The following is a 26,038-nucleotide window of genomic DNA, read 5'->3' as shown; positions in this document are numbered from 1 at the left end:
CTGTAATCTGGGTAGGGGCAAAACATTATTGTTCTACCCCCACGATCTTGTGCAACAAACCTTCGCTTTGCTGCTCCAGCGCGAGGATGTCGGCGCGAATTTCGGCCAGTGTCCGCAACGGCACTGGCTTGTAGAAGTAGCGTGCGAACGAAATCTCGTAGCCGATCTGGGTCTTGTCAGCTGTGATCCAGGCGTCCGGAGCGTGAGGTATCACCTCGCGTGCGAAGAAGGCGTCGATGCCACCCGGCTCCTTCAATGGCACCAGCTCGGTGTCGCGCAGCTCGCTGTCGGGTTCGTACTCGACCATGAAGCGATCTTTGCCCACGGGCTCAAGGTACGCGCCATCGAAGCCGGGTTCGAAGTGTTCTCCTGCCTTGAGCTTGCTGCGTTTGGCAATAACCGGCGGGGCGGCTTCGTCGCGCCAGCTCACCGCCTTGTAGATGGCCTTCTTGTCGGACGCACCGAGCTTGTCACCCTGCGCCTTGATCGCCGCATCGAAGAGCGTGCGGAACTCGTTGTGGTTGTCGAACACGGCGCTGCCCAGAGCCTTTTGCGTCCGTTGCGCCACCTCAATCAGCTCCTTGTCGCGCAGCCATGTCGATGCGTCAAGCAGCTTCTTGCGCCGCTTGGCGGGCACGGCCTTACGGGCGGCAGGGGCTTCGCCGTCATCCCCGCTGTCGCTGTCTTCTCTGTTTTCGTCTTCGTTTTCGTCCTCGTCATCGCCTTTCAGCCACGCCTCGATGATCGGCTTGCGCTTGGCAAACTCGCTGTAGAGCGCCTCGCCGTGAGTGGCGTAGATCTCTGCGCGCAGTGCCTCATCGCCAGAGGCAAAACGCAGGGACTCGATGCGTTCGTCAGAGAGCTGGCTTTTCAGGCGCAGCGGACGCTCGACGGTGATCTTCCAATAGCCGAAATCCTGGGTGTCGAACCATTTGCTGTGTTCGGTTTCTTTGGCAGATTCCTGCGTATCACCAAGGTAAAGGTCGATGATGTGTTGGATATCGGTACCCGAGAGTTCGCAGTTTTTCTTGCCGAGGTTGCGACGCAAAGGCTGGAACCACTGCGATGCGTCGATCAACTGCACCTTGCCGCGACGCGCTTGGGCCTTCTTGTTGGCCAGTACCCAGATGTAGGTGGCGATGCCAGTGTTATAGAAAATGTTGAGCGGCAGGGCGATGATGGCTTCGAGCCAGTCGTTTTCGAGCACCCAGCGGCGGATGTTGCTTTCGCCCTGACCCGCGTCGCCGGTAAACAGTGCCGAGCCGTTATGAACAAGCGCGATGCGGCTGCCCAACTGCGTGGTGTGCTTCATTTTTTGCAGCTTGTTCACCAGGAACATAAGCTGCCCGTCGCTGGACCGGGTGATGAGCTTGAACTCGGCATCGCCATCGTGGCTGACGATGAAGCGCGAGTCGTTGAATTCCTTCTTGCCGCCCATGCGATCCAGATCGGTCTTCCAACTCTTGCCGTAGGGAGGGTTGGAGATCATGAAATCGAATTCGCGGCTGCGGAACTGGTCGGCGGACAAGGTTGATTTATCTGCGCCGCCGACGATGTTCTCGGCTTCCGCGCCCTCGCCCTTCAAGAGCAGGTCGGCCTTGCAGATGGCGTAGGTTTCGTCGCTGATCTCCTGACCGAACAGGTGGATAGACACTTCCTTGCCGTGCTGCTCTGCCAACTCGTGTAGCGCTTCCTCGGCCACGGTTAGCATGCCGCCGGTTCCGCATGAGCCGTCATAGAGCGAGTAGGTGCTGGACTCAATCCTGTCGGCCACTGGCAGGAACAGCAGTTTGGCCATGAGCTGCACCACGTCGCGTGGGGTGAAATGCTCACCAGCCTCTTCGTTGTTTTCCTCATTGAAGCGGCGGATCAGCTCCTCGAACACCGTGCCCATGCCGTGGTTGTCCAGAGCGGGCAGCTTGATGCGGCCGTCGGCATCTTTCACAGGCATCGGCGCGAGGTTGACATCAGGGTCGAGGAAGTCGTCGATCAAGTAGCCAAGGACGTGCGAATCCACCAGTTTCTGGATCTGGTTGCGGAAATTGAACTTGGTGAGGATTTCCTGAACGTTGGGTGAGAAGCCGTCGAGATACGCAATAAAGTCATCACGCAGGCGTTGACCTGCCGCACTGGCCTTGAGCTTGGCCAGAGTGAATTCCGAGACGTTGTAAAAGGCTTGTCCTGCTGCCATACGCAGCGCGCCGTCCTGCTCGGCCACTTTGTGGGTGTCGAGGAACTTCTTGCGCTCAAGCACCTCGTCCTTGGTCGCTTCGAGTACGGCGTCGAGCCGCCGTAGCACGGTAAAGGGCAGAATCACGTCGCGGTACTTGCCGCGCACATAGACGTCGCGCAGCCGGTCGTCGGCAATGTTCCAGATAAAGTCGGAGATCCACTTGATCTGGCTTTGGTCTTGTTGTTGTTTCTTCTGCATAAAAATATTCCTCAACTCGCCGACTTGCCTGTGGAGACAGCGAGATTCCAATGATCTTTGAGGACGCCCACAAGGCGTTTCTGGCGTTCGGCCAGAAGCGAGGGTGTCCACTCGTTCTCTGCTCTGACTTCCTGAGTCAACACGAAGGGCGACGCCTTGCCTTTGCCCTTGAAGTAGGCATCCTTCTTCTTAGCAAAGTCGTAGTTGCTCGCAGACGAGTTCTTGTTTCTGTCCAACGGAACCAGATTGGCTAAACGGTGCGTCCAGCCATCGCGTTCGTCTTCTTCCGGGAACCACTTGATCCAGTCCGAACTGTCGGGCGGTGTTTGCGGCAGGACGTGCTCCAGCGAAACGGCATCTTGCAGCTGTACTCCGGGTGCGCGAACCAGGGATTCAAGGCGCAAGACGAGCGCCATTCGTGCCTTGGGCAGATCGTCGTAAACGTCGCCATCAAGTGCGATGACGAACTTGCGCTTTTGCGTGTCAGTGAGATCCAGCGTGGTTAGCGCGGCCAGATCCCCTTTGAAGGTTTCCGGCTCAATTTCTTTGGTGAGCGCAGCGTAGGTTTCAATTCTTTCGTTGATGCCAACTTTGGTGACCAGCAGGAAGTAGGTCAAGCGTTCCAGTGACTGAAAGAATTCGGTTAGCAGCTTGGGCTGCTGTCGGAAGCGTTTGAAATAAACAAGTGCTGGGGGCACCCAGTCCTTGAAGTCCACGCGATTGAGCCAAGACAAATGCTCGTTGATGGTCTCGGCATGCTCGGTGGCCTCGAAGTCGGCATCGCGCACGAAGTCCCACACTTCGGCATAGGGTTTTATGACCTTGTCGACGAGATCGATGGGTGCCTTGTATTCGGTGACGTGCTCCTGGAACTCCTTGACCAGGATGTATTTCTGCTTCTTCTTGGCGTAGATGCTGCGGATGTGGCCAAACAAGTCCCCGAAAGCGTCGCGACCCAGCGAATTTTCAATCCGACTCCACTCTTTTGCGTAGGCACGACTTTTGACGTCACCAGCCGTGGTACGAATCAGGCCAAGCACCTGCGCCTTGATGATGTCAATAGGCGCGAGGTCGAGCCCCCGGTTGTTGAGTACAGAGAAGATTCGGTATGCAGCTTCAAGGTCTGGCGTGGAGATGACAACCAGCGAGCAATCGTTTGCGAGGAACTTCCACAGAGCAATCAGTTCGGCAGGCGGCAGGGCCTTAGCCTTTTCGAACAGCAGCGTGGCGTTTTCGCGGTAACGCAGACGGCTGTCTTTCAGCTTATCGGTACTGGCGACCAACTGTGCGATGCCACCAGGCTCCTGGATATTGGCGCGAAAGAAGTCTGCATCTTCCTCGCGGGCGGTCAGGCGGTACTCGTTTTTCTCGCCAAGACTTATCTTGCCCTTCTTATAGAGAAAGTCGGTGATATCGTCTGCTGCATCCGGAATCACGGTGCGCAAAACGGCGAACAACATCGTGAGCGTAGACAGACGCTGCTGGCCGTCGACTACTGATGACTTCGGGTCCCGGTCGTTCTTGATCAAAACGATGCTGCCCAGGAAGTATTGGCTGCTGGCCCCCGAGATACGCGCATCCTGCATCGCCGAGTACAAATCATCAAATAGCTCTGTGGCCTGCTCGGTTGTCCAGGCGTATGGGCGTTGGTAGTCAGGGATCTCGAACTGGTAGCTTCCTTCGAAGATCTCTCGTATCAGTTTGTCGTGGGCTTCAAGTGTCTTAGCCATTGGCTTTATCTCTTTATGTATGCTGGAAGGATTCAATTAATTTTGGGTAACGTTTCCGATCGAACAATTTCAACGATCTGAAAAGTCTTGGATGCGCTACCAGCAAGATGAAGAGCCACCTCGTCACCAACAACTGCCCCCAGAAGTGCTTGAGCTAGTGGTCGGCTTTCATTGACGATGCCGTTGGAGAAATCGTCCTTCCCGCTGGTGATCTGAACCGTCAACACATCGTTCGGCTTGGACAGATCCACGTAGCGAACCACATCCCCAACGTCGACCTCTAAATCATCCTCGGTGTCGATCAGAACGGAGTTGACTGCTTCACGTTCGATTTCGGCTTGGGCTGAGTTCTCAATCGGTTCATTTACCTCAATCACGCGTGAGATCGTCTGTCCTGCACCTTGGCCCTCTTCGATCCAGGCCTCACCAGAGGCGTGCTCAGGCTTCCAGCTCTCGCGCAGATCCTCAAGGAAGCTGATGAGCTTCTCGGTTTCCTGTCGTGGCGTGCGGAACCAGTCCGTTGACCAGATACGCCAAATGCGACCACGCCAACCCAGCGACTCAAGGATCTCTTGACGGATGCGATCACGGTCGCGAACTGACAGAGCCGAGTGGTAGGTCGCTCCGTCGCATTCGATCGCTGCCAGATACGAGCCTGGTGCGTCTGGATGTTTGACGGCAATGTCAATCCGGTATCCCGCCACGCCCAGCTGAGGGGTGACTTCGTAGCCACGCATCTTGAGCATGTCCATGACGGAGATTTCAAAGTCACTGTCTGGCTCGCGGCCTGTCTCCTCAATAGTCGGCAAAGAACCTGTGCGGGCGTACTCGAGGTAGTTGCGCAGGGCCTTGGTACCGTCCGGTGTGGTCCCATCCATCACGATGTCTTCAGGGCGCAGGGACGTGTACAGGGCGATCGACTTCTTGGCGCGGGTGAACAGCACGTTCAATCGACGCCAGCCGCCTTGACGACTGATGGGACCAAAGTTCTGGCGAACAGCGCTGGATCCTGGTGGTTTGCCGAAAGTCGTAGAGATGATGATGGCGTCGCGTTCATCACCTTGGACGTTTTCGAGGTTCTTGATGAACAAGGGCTGTCCCTCTGTTGCCCAATGATCTCGGTAGGAGTCGGCACCACGAACCGATTTAAGACGCTCTTCCAGCAGTTCGGCGATCAAGTCTCGCTGCTTGATGTTGAGAGTGACGATGCCAAGAGACTCGTTGGGGCGAGTTGCAATGTGCTCAACGACCGCATCCACGACCCGCTTGGCTTCGCGTAGATTGGTCTGGTTTTCGTAAATGGCGTCGGCCAGGTAGACGGCACGCACACCGAGCTTGCCCCCTTGCCCATACGGCGATGGGAAGATCACCAAATTGCCACGATAGAAGCTGTGGTTTGAAAAAGCGATCAATGAATGGTGCTGGGAGCGGTAATGCCAGCGCAGCGAGCGAGTTGGCCTGAAATGCGATGAGCAAACATCCAGAATGCTCTCGGCATCCGTGGTGGTGAAGTGATCGTCACCACCGTCACCGTCCTGGGTCATTCGAGAAAAGAACGACGTCGGGGGCAGCTGCTTCGGATCACCAACCACCACCAATTGACCACCACGGGCAACCGAGCCGATCGCCTCCTCGGGCTTCAACTGGGATGCTTCGTCCATGATGACGAGGTCAAACTTGATGACCCCTGGAGCCAGGTATTGCGCCACGGCTTGGGGTCCCATCATGAAGCAGGGCTTGAGCGCCTGAATCGACCCACCAGCCCGGGTGAGGATTTTCCGAACAGGCATGCGCGGGCGTTGCTGTGGCATGAGGTAGTTCAGGAGAACCATCTCAGTGCGATCGTCAACGCGGGCACCGTTTCTGCCGGGAGGCGGAGAGGCCTTGCGAGTGCATTCGTAGGCGATTGCCTTGCCACGCAGAGCAATGATCTCCTTGTCGAGTCGTTTGAACTCGTCGCGGATCTGGTTGTGTTTGAGGCCCGTGAAGCGCCCAAGCTGGGGGATGTTGCGGAAGGCTTCCCGAGTGATCGTGCTGTAGGTGCAGTAGGCGTAGGCGTCGGACAACTCGTCGGGTTTGATGCGCTTTCTCTCAAGAAGCTCGACGAACTCAGACAGGGTCAGCTCGTTGGCCTCCTTGCGGCGAGTCAGGTACAGCGACCAAGGAATCAGAAGGTCCTTGTCCTCCACAGCCTTTTGAACTGCGCCATGCAGAGCGCTGACAAACAGCTCCAAGTCCTCGTCTGCAGGTGCGCCGGTCCATGTGTCCAGTTCAAACTTTCCGAACTGGGACAGAGCATTGCTCAAGCCCTCAACCTGTTGCAGTCCCGTGTGGACGGGTTCCAATGCGGCAGCCAAGGTGCGGCAGGCTTCAATCGGATGCCCGGTGCGCAGCTTGTACTTGACCTGCGGCGACAAATTGAGACCGTCGATGCTTTGACCAAAGGACAGCGCCTCGATAGCGGTTGAGCAGTCCGTGTCCACGCCCAGATAGAGATCGCCGAGGAGCGATTTGACGCGGGTATTGGCTTGAATCTGTGACTTCAGCGACGAGCGCTCCAAGGCTGCGTCGCATCCGGTGATCACTTGGCTGAACGTCGCTTGACTGCGAGCCTCCAACTCAAGCCATTCGAATCGGTCTTCGAGGGCTTCTGTGAATTCACCGGTCTTCTCCAACACCTTGTCGAGGAGATTGCTGCCGCTGAATTCAGAGAGGCGTTTGAGCTTTGCGTTGATGTCTTTGACAGCTGCGATGGCGGACGTGATCTCCAGCTTGACCGTCGAGAATTCCCGGCGCAAGGCGCGGGCTTGGTCGGCGGTGAAGCTGATTGGGTCGATCAGGACGGCTTGGATATCTTCTGAGGCAACTTTGATACCCCGATTCCATTTCGCCAGCGCAAGGTAACCTTCCAATGGCGAGGGGGTGGCTGGCGCGGGGAAGCCGAGGAATTGCGTCCAGGTCGGCGAGGACTTCCACTGTTCTTTGAGGCCCAGCAGTTTGACAATTTGTTCGAGCTGCTCCAACCGCTTGTGGCCAGGCATTTTGAGCTTGGTGCGTTGGAGTGCCTTGTGCAGCCCTACCGCTTTGCGCCATCGGCCTTGGAAGATGCGATACCACGCGTCGCCTTCTCGCAGGGTCAGTATGGCTTGCTTGATATCTCCTTCATGCGGCAAGGTGTCCACGTAGAGCGAGTCCCCGAGATCTTTTTCAAGACCCGTCCACTCACCTTGGAGTGCAAGCAACTGCTCAAGTGCCTGGACTGCGCCATCGCGAGTCAGCCCTGGAGTCTGGAGATGAAAGTGCTCCTCTGGGGCGTCCAGCACGAGATCAGTAAAGCCGAGCAACTGCTCGAGCTTCTGCGTCGATCCGTTGTAGGGGATCTTCTTCTCGCTCAGGAACTTCACCAAATTGGCGTTGGCCGTCGAAAGCTTGCCTGCCGTCTCAACCAGTTGTTGATGCAGGGTGCGAAGCTCGTTGAGCGTGCCCAGCTCTGCGCCTAAGCTCCCTGCGATTCGCTGCAAGCCCTTGAGGTCATCTGTCCCGGACTTCGTGACGCTGGATTCGAGCTTCAGAGCGGTTTTGACCGCCCCTTCGAGACTGTGGAACTGCTCGACTTGTTTGGCGAAGGCCTCAAGTGCCTGAGCGGATTTGGCTCCTGTCTCGTCGTCCTCAAAGAATCCAGGGATGAGATGCAGCGGCAATTGCTGATTGGCAGTCTCAAGCAGTTTCTTGAGTACGGCCAATTGCTCACCGCTGAACTCCAGTGAGAGGTTGTGGACGCGGCCTCCGAGCACTTGCGAGAAGTGTTTCGATGCATCCACCAAGGCCTGCCCCCACTCATCAGCTGTTTCAAATAGCTGGGTGAGTTTGACTTCATCTCCGGGGATGAGGCGCTCAGGGTAGAAGCCCCAGAAGGTGCAGCTTGCGTCAAAGCCACCGACCGACTTGTACTGGGAGCCAAGGTAACCCAGGCAGTCCATGCGTCGACCGAACTCGAATTCGGAAATTTGAGTGGCATCGCTGATGCTGATCTGGCTGAGCATGCTCTCTTCGTTGCTCAAACCTTGACGGTGCTTTTCGGCTCGCCACATGATCTGATGCAGCGTCAAACCAAACGAGTTGTGCGCGATGGAGTTGATCAGGTCTGTGTAGGCTTTGAGATCGTGGCGGTGAGCCTCCAGCTGCTGCTGCAGACGGGGAAGATCATTGGGGTGGTTGGGCCTGAAGGTGGTGCGCTTGGCTATTTCCTCCAGAACCCGCTTCTTGTTGGTCTTGTTACTGTGCAGCTCAAGAACAAACGGATCGAGGCCAGCCAGTGACAGTCGGTTCTTCACGACTTCAAGAGCTGCCAATTTTTCGGCAACGAAGAGCACTTTCTTGCCTTCAGCCAGGCAGGCAGCAATCAAGTTTGTGATGGTCTGAGACTTGCCCGTGCCTGGTGGGCCTTCGATCACCAGGTTCTTCTTGAGTGACAAGACATCGATGAGGGCGCTGTGTTGAGAGCTGTCAGCGTCGTAGACCAGTGGGATGCTGGCCCCTGGACCTTCTTCCACCAGATGCTCTTCGGCTAGGCTTAGGCCTGCTCCACCGTCATCAGCTCTGCCCTCGAACACCTCACGAACGATTGGGTGATCAATGAGGGAGTTCTCATCTCCGTTTGAAGGCCATTTGCTTGGATCTAAATCTCGAACCAGCAGCATGTTGCTGAAACTTAGCAAGCACAGAGAGACTCGGTGCTTGAGTGCGAATCCAGGCTGCTTTTTGATGATCGTCTGAATCTCGGCAAAGTAGCCGTTGACATCGATCTGTTCTTCACCAAGTTCAGGTAAGACCAGGCCGAAGTCGTTGCGCAGCTTCTCTCGCAGTGAGAGGTTTTCGGAGATGTCGTCGCCCGTGTATTGGAGGGAGAACTGCTGGATGCCCGCAACCTCCTTCTTTTGCAGCGACACAGGTACGCTGATCAGCGGTGCTGTGAAGGTCTTGTCGCTGTCTCGCTGGTCGGGGAATTCCAAAAATCCGAGCACCAGGAACAGCATGTTCGCGCCGGTTTCCTCAATAGCCAGTGTGGCCTCGCGCTCGATCTTGCGACAGTGCTTGGCCAAGTCATCCGGGTACATCAACGCACGGACATTGGACTCATCTGAGTCTTCCCCCGCACCTGAAATGTCGTAGCCCGTAGAGACACCGACTGATTTGGCCCACTCTCTGGGCTCCGGTCGCTGCAGGCGTCCATTGCGATCGACCCAGTCTCTTCGGGCTGGTTCAGGTAGTCCTAGGACACTGATGTTGGCCTTGTTGTTGGCCTCAACCAGCTTTTGATAGATGGCGGCAGGATGACCCTCAACAAACTGCAGTGATTTGCCTGCTGTGTGCTTGAAGTTGATGAGGCGGTTTCGCCCTGTCAGATCTAGCAGTTTTAGGCGAAGTTGTTCGAGTGCGGTGGTGAGTGGGCTGTCGCTCATGCCTGTCCTTTTGTTCTTCTATAGCCCGGGGCTAAGTCAGCGCTCTCGGCGTTGGCCAGAGATTCGATATTTTGGAGCGCGAGGTGGTACTCCTCAGGATTAAGGGAGCTGTCTGCGGAGCAGTCGACTCCCCAGCGCCTCAACATGTATCCGGCAACAGCTGCTCGACAAGACACTTCGATGCGGCGTCCCTTCATTCGGTAATCAGCTTCGATGGCCGCCTGATGGGTGATCTTGGGATGAGGGATCAAGGACAGATGGACAACTTGCGACCACTGGTCATCGGCGGCGGCACCTTCACGATCAGCGATGTCTTCATCAAGTGCATGTGCGAACTGGATTCGGTTGATCACAAAGTCAGAGAACCTGTTGTTCTCACGATCGAAGGCTCGGACATGCCACCTCTTGCCGTTATCGACCAGTGCATGAGGTGCGATTTGTCGGGCTTTGTATCCGCTGGACAGGGAAAGGTACTTAATCTCTAGGACTTTGCGTCGGTAAATAGCCCTTGTTACCTGTGCCAACATTTCCGCATCGGGAATGCAAAGCGTATTTACCGACTCGGTCGGCAGTCCAGGCGGATTAGGTAAGCCATCGCCCAAGCCTGACTTAAGCCACCAAAGGACGTTTTCCGTTGACAGCTCAAATATTCGCTTGAATTTGTCAGATGGCTGATAAGTTCGTGCCCGATAGTCGTAGTCCAGATTCTTTGGGGCTAACTGCTTGTAAAGCGAAAGGTCCCGACTTGCCTGAACCGACGCAACAGAAAACCTTTGAGCTACATCTTGTCGTTGCAACTCCCCGAGAAAGTACAGCCTCGCCTCAATGAAGGCGAGCCGCTCCACTTGGGAACGGGGCGCTTGGGCCAGCTCTTTCTCGATTCGGGTCATGTTTTAAGCATGTTTCTAAAAAATATTGTCATTGGCACGATACCACTGTATCGTAATGATAACAACTCTGATACCATCTTATAAGATTAAAAAGAGTTTCTTTGTCAAATGATTTGAGGAGTACCGATGCATGACATCCCCATGTCCGAAGTGACACCAGAGTTTGCCCGTTGCTGGCAAGCCGCTGGTATGCACATCGAGCGCGCGGCGGGTGGTCAGCTCAACGCTTGGTTGAGGGCGCATTTGAACCCTCCCTTCCTCGAACATTTGTCGTTTCGACTGGGAAACCAGCTGTTCTTCTTGAGGGTCGAAGACGCAGAGGGTCAGACTGAGGGACCTGGAAGCCTGCAGGGCCTACTGAGCGTTGCCGACGGGTGCAAAGGACACGCCTGCCTGATGCCTATGCGCAAGCATGGTGGCAAATGGGAGGCCACCCTCCCTGGTTGGGGCTTGCAAGACGCGAGAACCAAGAAGCTCATCGATCCACCGGCTGAAATCAGCGACCAGAAGATCGAGATGACAGACTGGGAGTTGCAGGACTTTGCGGTCCAGGTAGTCCGTGAGCAAATCGAAAAAGAAGGTCATGAGCTGATGTCATGGCAGGCCAACCCGGGCGTGGATCCCTCGCTTTGGTTTGTTGGCAACGATGGCCCGGAGTGGGTCATTGTGAGAACCGCACGCTATCCCCAGAAAGACGCCGAGCTGCCCGGCAACTGGCGCACTGTCGCTGATAGCTGCTCGCGTATGAGTAAGCGAGGCAACTTCGCCTCCGTCTCTGTGGCTTGCATGCAGACCATCTCCGAAGGCGGCAAACTTTATCGAGGCGATCCGCTGGTGACGAACTATGCGGGGCTGCAGCCCATACACAAGATGGGGCGCGCAGCGTAAAGACGATGGGATTTCGATTTCAAAAGCGAATCAGCTTGCTTCCCGGGATTCGGCTCAATTTGAGCAAGTCCGGGGCAAGCGTCACCGTCGGCAAAAACGGCCTGTCTGTGAATCTCGGTAAGGATGGAGCAACCGGCAACGTTGGTATACCCGGAACGGGGCTCTCTTACCGACAAAAGATCACGGGCAATCCAACACCCGTCTCTGAGCAGGATGCGACCCAGCCCGAACCGATTGTCCACGCCGACGCAAGTGGGGCGGGAATTTGGAAATGGCTGTTCTTTGCAGCTGTGGTGGTGATCGTTGTTTTGCTGGCTGCGAGGGGATAGAGGATGACTCAAGCGGTGTGTTTCAAGTGCGGCGAGATGAAGCATGGAGCCTTCACTGACTGCCCTCATTGCGGGGGCAGGCCAGTCACCGATGATGAATTGGTTCTCTCATTGGCAATGACCGATCACTACTTTGACCTGGCTACCATGAAGCAAATGGGGGCTGCCGTTGCAGAAGGTAAGCCACCGCACTTAGATGAGAAATCTCGGCAAGACCTGTTAAAGCAACTGGAAAACGTCCGGAAAACACCTGTTGGGCGTTTGCTGGGCGGTGGAGCGCCAGCTCCCGAGAAGAAAAAAAGCAAGTGGTGGCCGTTTTAAGAGGATTGATGTGTGGAGCTCGTTTTAAATAATCCGTTTCGAGTGTTGGGTTTGCCAGCGACAGGAAGTTCACGGAACATCACCAAACGAATTACTGATTTTGAATGTGTAAGGTTAATGGTCGAAACTAATCTCGGCTGAAAAACTGGGGACCAATATGAATACAGAGCAAGCGGACAGAAGTGAACAACTAGAGCGATCACTCATCGACATGGCAGTAGAGAGCTGGCGCTTTGCTCGCTTATTCAGTCGTCTCGTTAGCAAACTTGATGCTGGCGAAGGCTCTCGATACGTCAATCAGCTTCGCTATTTTCAGAAGCGGCTTGAAGACAGTCTTGAAGCAAGTGGCTTGAAAATTGTTAACGTCGAAGGACAACCGTTCGACCCAGGCATGGCGGCATCGGCAATCAATATTGGTGATTTCGAGCCAGATGATGTTCTGTTGGTCGACCAAATGGTCGAGCCGATCATCATGGGCGCGGAGGGACTCCGCAAGCAAGGAACGGTAATGCTTAGGAAGGTTGCAGCATGAACTACATTGGTATCGATCTGGGCACGACGAACAGTGCCATCTGTTCTTACGACGGAGAGGCAGTACGCCTGTACAAGAGTCCGGATCAGAATGATGTAACCCCTTCTGCCATCTTTATCGATCGGCGCGGGAATAAATATTTGGGGAAGCGCGCCTATGACAGCGCGGCGAAGAACCCGGACAACGCCGCCACGAAGTTCAAGCGGATGATGGGAACAAGTACCCCCGTGAAGCTTGGCGCGGTCAACATCACCATGACGCCCGAGGAGTGTTCAGCAGAAATTCTGAAACTATGTTTCGGATATCTCCCTGAGGAAATTCGCAACAGCGGCGCGACAGGGACAGTCATCACCGTGCCAGCTGCATTCAATCAAATGCAGAAGGATGCAACGCTGGCTGCTGCGGAGATGGCTGGACTTGGTAGTGTTGCGCTTATGCAAGAGCCCGTTGCTGCTGTGATGAGTGTGATGAAGCAGCGCAAGGGTGATGGTGTTTTCCTTGTCTTTGACCTCGGCGGCGGAACTCTTGATATTGCGATCGCTGAAAGTATTAGCGGACGGGTGAGCCTTCTTGCGCACGGCGGCGTGGCCATGTGCGGTGGAACAGACTTTGACCGCTCCATTCTTGATAACGTTGTCAAACCTTGGCTCTTATCTCAATTCAATCTTCCAGAAGATTTCACTTCCAACAGCAAGTACAAGGCACTGTTAAGAATGTGCTTGTGGGCGGCAGAGAAGGCAAAAATCGAACTCTCTGCCAAAGAAGAGTCTGTCATCAGTTTGACCGAATCCGATCTGGGTGTCTCGGATCAGGATGGTACGGAGATTTATGTCGACATCCCTTTTAGTCGAAGTCAGCTTGACGCACTGATAGCACCAAAGGTGGATGAGGCCATCCAATCTGCCAGAGAAACTCTGGAAAAGGCAGGTTTAAGTGCACACGATGTAGAAAGAATAGTCTTCGTCGGAGGCCCAACTCAATACAAGCCCCTTAGGGACAAAGTCGCTTTCGAGATGGGTATTGCACCATCTACCGATGTGAATCCGATGACAGCAGTTGCCGAAGGTGCTTCAGTATTTGCGGAGTCAATCGACTGGCAATCGGATAGCAGGGGGCGAAAGAGTTCGCGTGGGGCTTTGAGTGCCGGTGGCGCATTAGATATTGCATTTAACTTTATTGCACGCACACCCGATTCGAAAGCCAAGATTGTCGTGAAGGTTGGGGGTAGTGCAGCAGCTGGAACTGAGTTCCAGATTGACAGTTTGGATTCCGGGTGGTCCTCAGGTCGTCTTGCGCTTAAAGACGGTGCGGCGGTTGAGTTAAATCTAGGAAAGCCTGGCGAAAACACGTTCAAGGTCTTCGTTTTTGACTCGAAAGGTGGGCCGGTTAGCCTTAAGGACGACAAGATCGTCATCACAAGAACTGCGGCAAGCATCGATGCAATTCCAGCGTCGCACTCCATCGGCGTGGAAGCCCGAGACAAGCTGGGAGGGCGTTTAGTGTTGGACTACCTGGTGCGCGAGGGAGATCAGCTGCCGAAGAAGGGAAAAAAGGTTTTTAAGACTGAAGAATCCCTGCGTGCAGGGAGTGCAGGGTCAATTAAGTTCAAGCTTTGGGAGGGGGAAATTTCCGACCCTGTCAATGACAACAGATTCATTGGCATGTTTGAAATCAAAGGATCCGATTTCGATGATGGAGTTATTGCCGCTGGTGCTGAGATGATTTGTGAGTATGAAATCTTGGACTCGGGCAACATCATGATGGAAGTCTCGGTTCCTTCTATCGGTGGATCATTCCACAGTGGTAGAAATTTCTACTCACGACAAGATGGTCAGATTGATTACACGCAGGCATCAAAACTCGTGGCCGAGCAATCTGAACATGCCATACAGCGGCTCGATGAAATGGAGTCGAAGATTGATGATCCCCGCCTTCAGCAGGCTAGAGAAAAGCTTGCACAGGCGGAGTCGATCAAATCCGGCGAGTCTGACCCAGAGACTGCGAAGCAGGCAATGGACAACGTCCAGGAAGCAAAGCGTCTTCTAGCGCTTGCACGAAAAGATCACCTTAAAGAAATACGCCAACTTGAACTCGACAAAGCATTAGATTTCTTTGATCGTTTGGTCCGAGAGCATGCGCGACCTACGGAAGCGAACTCGTTTGACAATTTGGTGAAGACAGCTCAACGCTCTATTGACAATAACAGTGGCGATTTTGAGGCGCACCTCGACGATCTGCGTGGCAAGAATTTCATGATTCTGTGGCGGCAAGATTGGTTCGTCATTGACCGTTTCAAATGGCTCTCAAAGGACTCGTACCTGTTCCCGGATGCACGAGAGCATGCTCAACTTTCCAGCGTTGGCGCTGAAGCACTAAAGGCCAACGACATCGACAAGCTGCGTGCAGTTGTGGCTCAGCTCGATTCCATTCGAATCGGATCTGGGGGTGACGACGAGATGATGGCCGGTGCCAACATTGTGCGGAGTTAACCATGGCGATCGATTCGTGGCTTCCAATTGGCTTCAAATTGCCCGATGGTGCAAGAACAAGGGTAGCCCTATTTGAAGGGGTGAACTGGCAAATATTGGAAACCCCTGGTGCAGGGCGCGCATTAATTGCTCTTGATGATCTAGTCAAGCACTGGGTCGTTGCCGGAATCGCAGAGGATGGGCAATTTGATGTTTTCAGTTATGGCGATCGACAACTTCGTTCGATTTCCTGCGGTGCTACTCAAGTTTTGTGTCCTGTAACAGAGGGGCACTCACCCGACTCGAAAGCAGAAGCACTCTCTTTCGCCCTTGCTTTCAAAGCGACGAGGAGCATCGACCCAGATTCACCTCTGCAAGATGCTATTTACGTTGAAAAGATTAGCCGCCTTCTTCCTACGTACAGCATTTCCTCTCGAACAGACGATGACGTTGTATTGGGCTATTGGCTTACTGGTGGTGCACCCGTATCTGCAAAATCCTTCAGGCGCTTGCATCAAACCCTAAGTTGGCTAGGAGCAAGTCACTTAAAAGATGTAGTTCAAGCTGCGGGATATGAAGTGTCTGAGGTCGTCCCAGAGAGAAGGCGTCGGAGCGCTCCTGTTGGAAATCAAGAGGGGCCTGCTGAACTGGTAAGCAAGCCATCATCTTCAAACGGCAAAGTGAAAGATAAGCCAAAGGTGTTTGAGCTCGCTGGTCGGCCTGATCTGGCAGCGTTTTTTAATGAGCACATTGTTGACATTGTTCAGAACAGAGACAGATACAAGGCTCTCGGAATCGACTTTCCTTCAGCTGTAGTTCTGCATGGCCCCCCAGGTTGCGGGAAAACTTTTGCAGTTGAACGCTTGGTCGACTTCTTAGGTTGGCCTAGTTTTCAGATTGATGCATCGAGTGTTGCCAGTCCCTACATACATGAAACCAGCAAAAAGGTGGCTGAAGTATTTGACAAGGCAATTGAGAATGCGCCATCAGTTCTTGTTATTGATGAAATGGAGGCCTTTCTCGCTGATCGCGAGATGGGAAGTGGTCACCATCGAGTCGAGGAAGTTGCTGAGTTTCTGCGGCGAATTCCAGAGGCAGTAAAGAACGATGTGTTGATCATTGCGATGACCAATCGAATCGAAATGATTGATCCTGCAATTCTTCGTCGTGGACGTTTTGATCATGTGATCAAAGTCGACTTTGCAAGTGAGGAGGAGATCCTCTCTCTTCTTGAAAAATTGCTATCAACGTTGCCGAAAGATGATTCGGTTGACCCGTTGCCATTTGCTCGTGAAATGGCCGGTCGTCCGCTATCTGATGTGACTTTCATCGTTCGTGAAGGAGCACGTCTTGCTGCGCGCGCAGGCAAAGACAAATTAGATCAAGAGAGCCTGCAGGCTGCAATGCAAGCAACTCCAGCTAGGCAAAGAGAGGGCGGATCCCATAACAAGATCGGCTTCATCTAAGGGGGATGTGTGAGTAGTGGTTTGGACAAAACACCAAAGGATGAGGCAAAAGGCTTTGCCGGTCTTTCGTCTATGGTTTCTGATGTTGGCGATGCACCCTCCATTGAAAAGCGTGACGTAGAACCTGAGCCGATTAGAGGTGCGTCGCAGCCAGTCGAGGATGCGGCCAAAAAAACTGAGCCGCAACCGCAACCGCAACCGCAACCGCAACCAAGAGCAATCTACCAAGACCCGCCTAAGTCAAGCGAGGGTGGATTCCAAGGGAAATGGCTTATAGGTATTGCCGTGGTTGTTGGGTTGATATGGCTGGCCTCGTCGGCGGGAAAAAAGTCACCTGAATATCCTCCTGCATATTCAACATCAACTAACAGCGCATCTGCAAAAGTCGACTCACCAACTTGGCAGCCTCCAACATCCGATGTGCAAGTTCCGACAAAGCCATCAGAGGAAACGCCGCCTGTCGGTACCGGATTGGTGCTGTCGCAACCTCAAATAAGGTATTGCAGCGCTGAAAGCATTCGATTGGACGCGGCCAAAGAGGCGCTGAATCCGTACAACGATTCGGATGTGAATCGTTTTAATTCACTTGTTGCTGATTACAACAGTCGCTGCAGTAGTTTCAGATATAGAAGCGGATCACTAGAAAGTGCGCGCAGTGAAGTAGAGAGATATCGGACTGAGTATGAAGCTGAAGGTCGAAAAATTTTTTCTTCCTCTACAGTCCGTCCGCGTGTTGCGTCTCCGGTGGCGAGCACGCCGCCACAACTGAGACAAGAAAGTCCTGCAGTAGTGACGGAGACAGATACTTCCCAACTCAGTCAACCCGAGGAAGAGTCAATTGAAGCTGCCTGCTCCACTGATAAGTATTTGAATGGTCCGGCGGCATATCGAGCTTGTCGTGAGCGACAGGTGGCGGCACTTCGCAAAGCCCCTAGAAGACCGGATTTAAGTGGGCTGGCCTCGGCGGAGCAAGAGTCGATAGAGGCGGCATGTTCCAACGAAAAGTACCTGAACGGCCCGGCCTCATACAACCGGTGCCTAACAAGGCAGCTAAGTGCTCTTAATTCCAACAACCGGCGCCCATCCTTGGACTCGCTTTCCAGTCCTGAACGTGAATCAATTGAAGCAGCATGCTCCAGCGACAAGTATCTGAATGGTCCTGCGGCTTACAACCGATGCTTATCCAATCAACTCAGTATGTTGAGCCGACAGTCCAGCAAGCCTGATCTCTCAAATTTGAACTACACGCAAAGACAGTCCGTTGAGGCGGCGTGTTCCTCTGATAAATATCTAAATGGTCCAGCGGCTTATAACAGTTGTTTGTCGAGACAAATTAGGCAGCTGAGATGAGCTTGAAAAATTCTTGGACTTCGTTGATGGTCACTTTATGTGAAATGGTCGAAGCTAGATCATCCAGAAACAAAAACATACAAGACAAGGGGAAGGCATGACAACTGCAGCTCGCTTCAAATACGGTGAGGGTAAGAGCACCCTGCATGTCAGCCCATTTATGGTGCTTGATGTTACGAGTAGAGACGATAGGCGAAAGATTTCCGATCAAGCAGAGCAGAAGTCTCTCGAGATTAGCCCTGATGAATGTCAAAAGGCAAGAAGTGATCTAACAAATCCAAGGAATCGGCTGAGTGTAGAGATGGCCTGGCTCCCGGGTGTTTCACCTAGACGTGCCAAACAGTTGTTGGACGGTTTGCAGCTTGATCCAATGGCCGTGCGAAACGAAACAGGACTGCCGACGCTAGCTCACTGCAATTTATTGGCGTCTGCTTTTGAGGCGGTAGATGGGGCACATGCTCCGAAAGATCTCTCTGAATTTATCCAGGAGTTGGCAAGGCTTGTTGAAGAGGTTGATGTTGATGAGGTAATTCGTGACATCAATGAAGATCGTTCTATTTCCGGATTTCCTGAGGTTAAGTCTGTTGAGCAAATAGAGACTGAATTAGCTGAGCGAAAACGCTACTTTCGTTCTGCCATCAAGGATGCCCTGAACAGGTTGCCGCCTGAAGCTCTACTGATCGCCATCACTGATTGCGTTGATGGCGCTACGAACAGTGGTGAAGATCACGCGCCTGAGTTGATAGATGAATTGGTTGATGGCTATGCAGTTGAGGTGCAGGGCGTCTTAGAGAAAGAGGCAGACAACGTAACCAAACTGATCGAAGCTGTTCGCAAGGCCGTTCCCAATGGGGAGTCGGCAACAGCTTTGGCAATAGACAGACTGGAGCGTGTCGCTAAAAATTGGGACCGGTTCGCCCAACCAATTCAACTAAGTACTAAGGCCCGTGGAATTGAGCATGAAGCCAGTCGAAAAATGGCTTACGCAATAAGGAGCCTTGCAATTGAGTTGTTCAATGAGCACGACAAAATAAACCTTTCGACTCGATTGACTCATTTGCTTGGAGAAATATTTTCAGAGTTGCCTGAGTTTTCAGACCGTGTTGAGCAAGACGCTAAAGCGCTGTCGGATATCAAATCCGAACGAGCTGAATCTGAGCAGAAGGCTAAGTCACGAGATGCTGAGTGGGCACGATCAATAAAGTTTTCTGCTGAAGTTGGCGTTGTTTTTAAAGACACCCTGGCCATTTCTGAAAATGGAATCGAGTGGAAAGAGAAGCGATACCCACTTGAATCAGTCACTGCTGTGCGTTGGGGGGCCGTTCGTCACTCTGTCAATGGAATTCCTACTGGTACGGACTACGAAATCGCTTTTGCCACACGCTCTGGGTCAACAACAATTAGTCTTCGCAAAGAATCTACGTATTCAGGGTTTCTGGCTGCGATGTGGCGCGCAGTTTGCGTCCGACTCATCATTGAGATGGGGGAGGCATTAGAGGCCGGAAAGTCATTGCACTTTGGAGACTTCGTTGTTGAAGATGGATATGTGACTCTTGTGAGGCATAAATTTCTCGGAGCAAACGAAAAGGTACGGCTTTCTTGGAGCGATGTTCACGTTTGGACTGCCAATGGTGAATTCGTCGTGGGCTCTAAAAGCGATAAAAAAACGTATGGTTCTGGCTCATACAAAGATCAATGGAACATACATCTAATAGAGCATGTTATCCGGGCGGCTTTCAAAAAAGGCGTTGACAAGCTGAGTGACTATTTCAAGGGCTGAGCTTTGATGGTCAGTCAATGTGGTGGTCGTTACCCAATGCAATGAAGATAAGGGGTTTTGAAAGTGAAAAAAATTCGAGCGCTTGTTGCCCTAACTTTGTTGTTAAACGGAATGCTTGTTGGTCTTGATGCTTCGGCAGCTACGCTGCGAGAGATTCTTGAAAAGAATGGGCGTGACTACGTTTTGAGCAATGCGAGCTCTGTTGCAACACAGCTGGATGAACGGGATAAGTTTTCGCTCGCGAGGATGCTAATGCGTAATCTGCGAGGAGGGGATGCTCCAGAAATTCTGATTCCACTTGCTCAAAAAGGTGACGTTCCATCGATTCAACTTCTGGCCATGCATTTCGGAACGGGGAAAGAAGGAATAAAGACAAGCAAGCCTCAAGCCTCATTGTGGACGTCTAGGCTGGAAACCCTTGTTTCAAGTGGAGACGATAAAAATCGAAAGGCTGCACTCGCGGCACTCTGTGAGATCTACAAGGACCCCAATCACCTTTTGTTCAATAAAGAGTTGGCAGTTAAAAGGTGTGAGGAGTATTTCAGATTGCCAGATGCCCCACTGGGGACGCAGGCGGCGTCTTACATGAACCCAAAGTCTCCACTCTACGAGCCTGTGCGGGCCGCGCCGTTGTATGAGAAATGCTTTGCCGTTGGCGACATCTACTGCAAGATCAATTTTGCTTGGGCCGGGACCGAATATTTGGAAATAGCAAAGAGAGTAACAAAGCAACGGTTGTTTGAGTATGCGTCGCTAGCTATTGATGTGGATTCAAGTGTTGGATTGAACAATCTGGGGGTTTTTTATTTGGATGGATTTGGCACTCCGAAAAATCCAGAAAAGGCAGTTGAGTTATTCGACAAGGCAGCAGCGAGGGGCGTTGTTTACGCGTTATATAACCTGCTTCAGGTGACATTTTTCAAATACGCTGAGTGGAAGGATGCGCCGAAAACAGCAGATAGAGCGATGGTGTTGATTGCCTACTATGATTATTTGAGTCCCGAGTTGGATCGATACGATTCTGTGCCGTTCAAGGAATGGGTGTTTTCAAAGGGGCGACTGCCATCGAGTGACAGTGAATTCAGTGATTTTCTGCGCGAGCGCGCCAAGGCTGGTTCAGATACATCTGCGTGTATGTTGGCAGGCCACTTAAGGAAAATTGGAAATCTGGGTGAGAGTATTCAGTATGCTGAGATGGGGCGGCGCACTTCAAACCTTAAGGTTCAACAGTGGTGTGAGAAGGAGCTTTCTCGCATAGATGTTCTCGCAGTCATCAAACCTTAAGTCATGCCGATTTCTGCCCACTCAGTCTGTCTGGCTCTTTGCGGCATTGCACTCCTTTGGAGTTCTTTATCTGCTACGGCGGCAGATATCGTCGGTCGTGTTGTTGGTGTATCGGATGGTGACACCATAACCGTTCTCGTTGACAACCATGACCGCCTAAAGGTGAGGCTCGCAGGGATTGACGCACCGGAAAAGTCTCAGCCATTTGGATCGGTCTCTAAGAAAAGCCTTTCTGACCAGGTGTTCGGGAAGACAGTGAATATCGAGTCAAATAAAAAAGACAGGTATGGTCGTTTCCTTGGTCGGGTCATTTTTAATGGTACTGATGTTTGCCTCGAACAGATTCGAGCCGGAATGGCCTGGCACTACAAGCGTTACTCGAATGATCAATCTGAGAGTCTGAGGCGTGAGTATGCTGATGCCGAGTATCAGGCGAGGCAGCTCAAAATTGGGCTTTGGAGTGAGCCCACTCCAGTCGCCCCATGGGAATTTAGGCATCAAGGGCGAGGTGGCGATTGATATGAATTGGAAGATTAGAAAATTTGAAGTGCGACTGATTGGTGCCTTCTTCTTGATGAAGAAGGTATGGGGCTTGCCAGTGGCGTTCCTTCTTCTCGGATTTGTCGCGTCAGCACATGCGCAACCGAATGGTGGACCAAATTCGGAATTCATGTGGGATGAAAGTCAACCATACACCGTATTGGATAAGGTGAGGTTCTCCAACGGTCAATTCATCCAGGTCGCTGAGGGGAAAGTTACTGGACAGTCATACACTCAGCCTGTTCGAGAGGAATGTGAGTACAAGCGACTCGAAGTTCGCAATGGAAATTCTGGGTCTTTGCAGTACATCAGTGGGGCTTGCGATGGGATAGTACACATCCGAGCTGCATACCCAGATGAAAAGAACGCAAAACTAGCGATCGTCACTACGAATTGCGGTGGCACGATGTGTAGTACGTGGAATGATCATTACATAGTGTTTTTGGCAGATTCCGGCATTCGTGTGACTCGCGTAGGCACCAGCTTCTATGGCCCGAAGAACAAGATCACAAAATACGGATTTGCTTTTGATGGGCAACGCCTTAGTAGATCGTCTGTGATTAATTTTTACGACGGAACTGAGAACGATTTGGGAGATTTGTTGCCATCGACGCGGATATTTGTAAAGCAAGACGGTTACGTTGATGTTCGTTTCGACAAAAAATTCCTACGCTTCGTCGGAGAGCATCCGGATACCGTCCTAGGTGACGAGCAGGTCCGAGCATCGGTGGTTCAGAAGATCAAGCCAGAGCGATTTCGAGCATTCAGAACTGCAATGAGCGGCCCAGGATCTTCGCATGTTCATAACGGAAGATTTCTTGTGATGAATGGCTGCATGAAGAGCAATTGTCCCTGGGAATTTGGGACTGTTGTTTTGGATGGATTCACGGGGGCATTGAATGTCATGAGATTTGCTCCGGATGAAAATGTTTTTGATCATGCATCTTCAGTGCCTCTCAAAAATGATGTCGATGGCGTTTGGCTAGGCGAAGTTGACACTCAGCAAAAGTTCAGACTGTCTATAGAAGGTGGGCGTCTATGGGCAACAAGGAAGCGTTAAAGATAACTGGCGAGAAAAGGAACTTTCTATGTACATAAGTATGAAATATGTCGTTCTGTACGTTGGTGCGGGTGCGGCCACTGGATGGTTTTCAAAGGGAGACCGTACCGCCAGCTTGATTGGGCTGGGTGTCGCGGCCTTGATTGGGGCGTCTTTCGGAATTTCATACGCTGTAGTTAGTGCGATTGAGTTTGGGATTGGTCTTGGGTTGGCGACTATGCTTCGGAAGAAACAGGAATAGTTCAACTACTTGTAATAAAGAGGCCATATGCCAAATGGATTGCCAAGCGCGCAAGCATTGTTGGAAGAAAAGAGCGTTGGTTTCTTCTCGATCGATACGGACGTAATTCAGAGCCATGCGTACAAATTTTCCGCCGGTGCGTTACGTGCATTGCCGCTGCAGAGACCGGCTTGGCTGACCATCCAGCAAACAGAAATTGTTGAGCGGGAGGTCCACACCCATCGAATGGAGCCGGTTTCCAAGGTCGCCAAAGAGTTGAATGCGGCAATTGCAAAACTGCAACGCCTATCAGGTCTGAATTTCACCCCTGTCACTGAACAAATCAAAGCGCTTGATTCCGAATCTGTTACCTCGCGCAATTTTTCCAGAGAGTTCAAGGCCTTTGTGGCAAGCTTAGGTGGGGGTGTCTTACCAATTGCTGGGCCAGATTTGGCGCGACAGATGTTTGACCGCTATTTCCAAGAAGCGGCACCATTTGAAGCCAGAAAGAAGTCCGAATTTCCCGATGCTGCCGCGCTCCTGACGCTGGAAAACCATGCCAAGGCAACCCAAAAGCAAGGCATCTTGATCTCACGGGACGGCGGTTGGGCAGATTTCGCCAAGCACAGTGATTGGCTCTACTGTGTGAAATCCTTGGATGAATTCGCTGCGCTGTTCAAGTCCACCAATCCGGTGGCAGCGGGCGTGACCGCGAAAGTCAGCGCGGAGCTTGGAAGCACCGCCAGCAGTCTTTCTACATTGGTGCAGGCCGCAGTTGAAAACCATGTAGCCGGTGCATATTGGAATGCAGATGATGTCTGGACGGGGTTTTGTCATCGTGTTGAGGCAGAGGTGGATCAAGCGCACTACCTCGCTCACTCGGTGGACCTAGCTGGAATCGGTACATGGTTGGTGGAACATGACCCTACCATTTGCATCATCGAGGTCAGGGCAACAGTTCAGGTTTCTGTGGACGTGAATGTTGAATTCTTTATATACGACACCATCGACCATGAAGAGCTTAATTTTGGCTCTCTAGAGGTCTCACGCGATCATGAGATGGAAGTGGATGTGTTCATCACCTTGCGTGGCGATCTTGCGCATGCGGCAGTTGATGAACTTGATCCATCAATTGAATTGGCCGGTGGCGAGTACGACGTTGAAGTTGGAGAGGTTGAGCCCGATTTCGATATGGAACCATAGCCATCAAGCGCTGAAGTGGTTTTCGGGCAGGGCCATCGGCGGAGGCAAGATGCGCTAGAAGGGGATACAATCGGTCCCAAGCAAGCGCCAGCTCAGCTGGGGCAAGCAGTCGACACACGCACTGGACGGTAATTTTCCGAACCAGTGAGGTGGTTGGAGTAAGTCCTTGGATTCGCCCCGTATTCCTCATTGGGGGGCGTTTTCAGGACGGCATACCTCACTCCTGCGGGATGAGCGTTTGGCGTAGTGCTATACTCCACCACCAAGAAACACCAAAACCACCTTCGGGTGGTTTTCTTTTAGATCTCTATAAATGACTGTTTCGGGTCGTTCTCTGTCTCCAGCAATAAATGATTCTGTGTGACCGCTTCTCACTCCATAACAGCCACCCCCCATTCATGCGCTGTCGTTTAAAACGACACTTCAATAAGCTCTTTGATAGTGCAGAGGATTAATAGGTAATCCCCCCGTTTCAATCCACATTCCCTAAAAACTGAAAAAGTGACAACACTACAAATGCAAAATGACTGGGACCCTGAGAAGGCGGTGGATCAGGTAGTTAGCCTTGGCATATTCAATGGTCCGTTAATGAATGATGCTGTTTATAAATTTAAGCGCTATGAAGATGCCGGCCTTAATTATGTCGGAATTAATAAACACGAAGATGATGATGTTGGTCTTTACGATACGGTATTAAGCGCACAAGGCTATAAGGAATCTTTTAAAAATATACCCATTTAGGTTGTCCAAATAAAACTCTGAAAATAAACTTGCTGAATGAGTTCAAAATTTCTACAGCAAGTTCATGTCTAAGGACGTAGTCACCAAGCTTACAAATCTAGAAGTTCTACCCTCATCACCTCAGTATCATCAGCCCAAGTTATCAACGCTTCATTTCGCAGAACCCCAATCGCTGCTTTTACGTGACGGTGAAGTGGTTATCTTCCGCAGGCCAAATAGCCCACTCTGGCAATGTCGTTTTAAACGACATGACAGCACATGGGATAGAGTTTCAACCAAGCAAGCATCAATTGAACATGCCGTCAGAGTTGCCTGCGACTTATACGATGAAGCCAGATTTCGCCAGCGCTTAGGACTTGCGCAAAAAGCTCCGACGTTCGCAGAAATAGCGCACACCACTCTTTATGAAATGCGACGTGATTTGGGCGAAGGTATAGGAAAGAGTGTTTATCTAAGCTATATCACTTGTATTGAGAAATACTTCCTGCCCTACTTTCAGGACAAGCGGTTAGAAGAAATAACTTATACAGACGTTCATGAGTTTGAGATTTGGCGAAATAGACAAATGCGCTTAGTGCCTAAAGCCAGTACCCTTATGAACTTTTCTAGTGCTTGGACAAAGCTACAGCAAACAGCAGTCAATAAAGGCTGGATTAGTGAGCGTGTAGCAATACCAAAATTAACTTCACGAGGGCACAAAGGTAAAACTCGCCCAGCATTTAGTCGTGAAGAGATTGATAAGTTACTTGCTTATATGGAGCAATGGGCTAAAGAGGGCCGTTTAGAGATTGAGCGCGAGATTCGCCCATTAGTGCGAGATTACGTTGAGATGCTTCTATTAACTGGAATGCGGCATGGAACTGAAGCATTAAATATTTGCTGGAATAACATTGAATGGCATACCAATAATGGTAAAAAGTACTTGCGTATATGGGTAGATGGCAAGACTGGTGGGCGTTGGTTAATTGCTAAGCATAGAGCGATTGATGTTCTCAAGCGTTTACACAGTCGTCAAAAGGCCGTATATGACATTCCATTTGATAGATTATTTGAATCTCGTGCTCCTCAAAAGATATTTGTAATGGCGGACGGACATCAGCCATTGCGTATAGATGGGACATTTAAGAAGCTCATGCGAGACAGTGGGCTAGCTAAGAGTCAAGATGGGCAAATGCGTACCTTGTACTCATTGCGACATACTTACGCAACATTAGAGCTACTAGAGAATAAGACGGATATTCACACGCTGGCTAAGCAAATGGGAAATAGTGCCGCCATGATTGAGAGGCACTATTCAAAACTGACTCCCACTATGGCGGCTGAGCAATTGGCGTAAAAAAGCC

The 26,038-nt window shown here is 51.9% G+C and carries 19 protein-coding genes; 15 read left to right on the top strand and 4 right to left on the bottom strand.

All coding sequences use genetic code 11. The features are described from left to right. Positions 1 to 25: 25 nt before the first annotated feature. Genes ICW03_RS09925 through ICW03_RS09910 form a run of 4 tightly spaced genes read right to left on the bottom strand, consistent with a single transcriptional unit; the run spans position 26 to position 10,513 of the window. On the bottom strand, positions 26 to 2,431 hold the full coding sequence (locus tag ICW03_RS09925) for an N-6 DNA methylase (protein WP_215347801.1): 2,406 nt from the start codon (positions 2,429 to 2,431) through the stop codon (positions 26 to 28). A gap of 11 nt (positions 2,432 to 2,442) precedes the next feature. Beyond that, complete coding sequence (locus tag ICW03_RS09920; RefSeq protein ID WP_215347799.1) at positions 2,443 to 4,161, bottom strand: DUF262 domain-containing protein; 1,719 nt, start codon at positions 4,159 to 4,161, stop codon at positions 2,443 to 2,445. A 32-nt stretch (positions 4,162 to 4,193) separates the two neighbouring features. After that, positions 4,194 to 9,623 carry a DUF4011 domain-containing protein gene (locus ICW03_RS09915; protein ID WP_215347797.1) on the bottom strand — a complete coding sequence of 1,810 codons (5,430 nt, stop codon included), beginning with the start codon at positions 9,621 to 9,623 and terminating at the stop codon, positions 4,194 to 4,196. After that, on the bottom strand, positions 9,620 to 10,513 hold the full coding sequence (locus ICW03_RS09910) for a YafY family protein (protein ID WP_215347796.1): 894 nt from the start codon (positions 10,511 to 10,513) through the stop codon (positions 9,620 to 9,622). The genes ICW03_RS09915 and ICW03_RS09910 overlap by 4 nt, the downstream gene beginning before the upstream one ends. Before the next feature lie 126 nt (positions 10,514 to 10,639). On the opposite strand from ICW03_RS09910, the gene ICW03_RS09905 reads away from it, so the two are divergent. The 15 genes from ICW03_RS09905 (at position 10,640) to ICW03_RS09835 (ending at position 26,031) form a co-directional block, all read left to right on the top strand. Further along, positions 10,640 to 11,401 (top strand): hypothetical protein, encoded by a 762-nt coding sequence (locus ICW03_RS09905; RefSeq protein WP_215347794.1) that lies wholly within the window; start codon positions 10,640 to 10,642, stop codon positions 11,399 to 11,401. A gap of 5 nt (positions 11,402 to 11,406) precedes the next feature. Then, positions 11,407 to 11,730 carry a DUF4236 domain-containing protein gene (locus ICW03_RS09900; protein WP_215347792.1) on the top strand — a complete coding sequence of 108 codons (324 nt, stop codon included), beginning with the start codon at positions 11,407 to 11,409 and terminating at the stop codon, positions 11,728 to 11,730. Between the two features lie 3 nt (positions 11,731 to 11,733). Beyond that, positions 11,734 to 12,051, top strand: a complete 318-nt coding sequence (locus ICW03_RS09895) for a hypothetical protein (protein ID WP_215347790.1) — start codon at positions 11,734 to 11,736, stop codon at positions 12,049 to 12,051. 157 nt (positions 12,052 to 12,208) lie between these two features. Further along, complete coding sequence (locus ICW03_RS09890) at positions 12,209 to 12,583, top strand: hypothetical protein (protein ID WP_215347788.1); 375 nt, start codon at positions 12,209 to 12,211, stop codon at positions 12,581 to 12,583. Then, positions 12,580 to 15,072, top strand: a complete 2,493-nt coding sequence (locus ICW03_RS09885) for an Hsp70 family protein (protein WP_215347786.1) — start codon at positions 12,580 to 12,582, stop codon at positions 15,070 to 15,072. Before ICW03_RS09890 ends, ICW03_RS09885 begins: the two co-directional genes overlap by 4 nt. A gap of 2 nt (positions 15,073 to 15,074) precedes the next feature. Further along, entirely contained in the window at positions 15,075 to 16,517 is a 1,443-nt protein-coding gene (locus ICW03_RS09880; RefSeq protein ID WP_215347784.1) for an ATP-binding protein, read from the top strand. Positions 16,518 to 16,526: 9 nt separating this feature from the next. Next, positions 16,527 to 17,867, top strand: a complete 1,341-nt coding sequence (locus ICW03_RS09875) for a hypothetical protein (protein ID WP_215347782.1) — start codon at positions 16,527 to 16,529, stop codon at positions 17,865 to 17,867. A 97-nt stretch (positions 17,868 to 17,964) separates the two neighbouring features. After that, positions 17,965 to 19,647 (top strand): hypothetical protein, encoded by a 1,683-nt coding sequence (locus ICW03_RS09870; protein WP_215347780.1) that lies wholly within the window; start codon positions 17,965 to 17,967, stop codon positions 19,645 to 19,647. A 63-nt stretch (positions 19,648 to 19,710) separates the two neighbouring features. After that, positions 19,711 to 20,931 (top strand): tetratricopeptide repeat protein, encoded by a 1,221-nt coding sequence (locus tag ICW03_RS09865; protein WP_251374508.1) that lies wholly within the window; start codon positions 19,711 to 19,713, stop codon positions 20,929 to 20,931. A gap of 3 nt (positions 20,932 to 20,934) precedes the next feature. Next, positions 20,935 to 21,450: a thermonuclease family protein gene (locus tag ICW03_RS09860; RefSeq protein ID WP_215347776.1), complete on the top strand. Its 516-nt coding sequence runs from the start codon at positions 20,935 to 20,937 to the stop codon at positions 21,448 to 21,450. A gap of 1 nt (position 21,451) precedes the next feature. Continuing rightward, positions 21,452 to 22,531, top strand: coding sequence for a hypothetical protein (locus tag ICW03_RS09855; protein ID WP_215347774.1), 1,080 nt, complete (start codon positions 21,452 to 21,454; stop codon positions 22,529 to 22,531). Between the two features lie 28 nt (positions 22,532 to 22,559). Then, on the top strand, positions 22,560 to 22,772 hold the full coding sequence (locus ICW03_RS09850; RefSeq protein ID WP_215347772.1) for a hypothetical protein: 213 nt from the start codon (positions 22,560 to 22,562) through the stop codon (positions 22,770 to 22,772). A 27-nt stretch (positions 22,773 to 22,799) separates the two neighbouring features. Beyond that, positions 22,800 to 23,954, top strand: coding sequence for a PIN domain-containing protein (locus tag ICW03_RS09845; RefSeq protein ID WP_215347771.1), 1,155 nt, complete (start codon positions 22,800 to 22,802; stop codon positions 23,952 to 23,954). A 501-nt stretch (positions 23,955 to 24,455) separates the two neighbouring features. Next, complete coding sequence (locus ICW03_RS09840) at positions 24,456 to 24,695, top strand: hypothetical protein (RefSeq protein ID WP_215347769.1); 240 nt, start codon at positions 24,456 to 24,458, stop codon at positions 24,693 to 24,695. Between the two features lie 64 nt (positions 24,696 to 24,759). Then, positions 24,760 to 26,031, top strand: a complete 1,272-nt coding sequence (locus tag ICW03_RS09835; RefSeq protein ID WP_215347767.1) for a tyrosine-type recombinase/integrase — start codon at positions 24,760 to 24,762, stop codon at positions 26,029 to 26,031. Positions 26,032 to 26,038: the final 7 nt, after the last annotated feature.

Origin of the sequence: Polynucleobacter sp. MWH-Aus1W21, from assembly GCF_018687275.1 — a bacterium.
Classification (GTDB): Bacteria; Pseudomonadota; Gammaproteobacteria; order Burkholderiales; family Burkholderiaceae; genus Polynucleobacter.
This window is presented reverse-complemented; position numbering and strand designations above follow the sequence as displayed.